Origin of the sequence: Paracraurococcus lichenis, from assembly GCF_030657435.1 — a bacterium.
GTDB lineage: Bacteria > Pseudomonadota > Alphaproteobacteria > Acetobacterales > Acetobacteraceae > Paracraurococcus > Paracraurococcus lichenis.
Window position 1 is genome coordinate 1 of sequence record NZ_JAUTWS010000429.1, and the last position, 603, is coordinate 603.

Annotated in this window: 2 protein-coding genes; both read left to right on the top strand. The window is 67.0% G+C overall.

Features of this window, described 5'->3' with window-relative positions:
- Positions 1 to 115 (top strand): H-NS histone family protein (locus Q7A36_RS42020; RefSeq protein ID WP_370655812.1); only part of this gene is annotated, 115 nt, incomplete at its 5' end.
- A gap of 98 nt (positions 116 to 213) precedes the next feature.
- Entirely contained in the window at positions 214 to 591 is a 378-nt protein-coding gene (locus tag Q7A36_RS40645) for an isocitrate lyase/phosphoenolpyruvate mutase family protein (RefSeq protein WP_305109464.1), read from the top strand.
- Positions 592 to 603: the final 12 nt, after the last annotated feature.

A 603-nucleotide genomic window follows, 5' to 3' on the forward strand; every position in this document is an offset into this window, starting at 1 on the left:
GTACAGGGGCCCCAATGGGGAAACCTGGAGTGGACGAGGAAGGCTTCCCAAATGGCTCCATGCTGCCGAAGCTGAGGGAAAGTCGAGGGACAGCTTCCTGATCAGGGCGGAATAGCCAGTATCTCCGAGTGGCATTGCGCTGTGCCAGTGTGCTAGCGGCAGGTAAACGCCAGCGACCTCGCCGTGTTCAAACCTTTCGGGCCCCGCCCTTGGATGCAGGAGGCGGCCTGGGCAGATGTGCTGATGGCGCTTGGCCTGCCTGACCTTGACGCGGTGCGGGCGGTCTGCGCCGCACTGTCACGCCCCTTCAACTTCATGGCCGGGACCAAGGGAAAGTCGTTCCCGGTTGCGGAGCTCGCGGCGGCCGGAGTGAAGCGGGTCAGCCTCGCCACCTCGCTCTACCGCGCCGCGTTGACCGGCGTGGTGGGGGCCGCACGCGAAGTGAAGAAGCGGGGCAGCTTCGGCTATGTCGAAACGTCGCTGTCCACGCCCGAGGTCAACCGCCTCATGCAGCGACGTGGCGTTTCGCGCCGCTGGCCGACCCGGCTGCTCCTGGCCGCAGCAGCTTGGCACGGATCGGCGCCGCCGTGAGGCCGTCCAGCG

Coding starts and splice junctions, on each gene's coding strand:
- Q7A36_RS40645 (WP_305109464.1), top strand. CDS start 214: ATGCAGGAGGCGGCCTGGGCAGATGTGCTGATGGCGCTTGGCCTGCCT.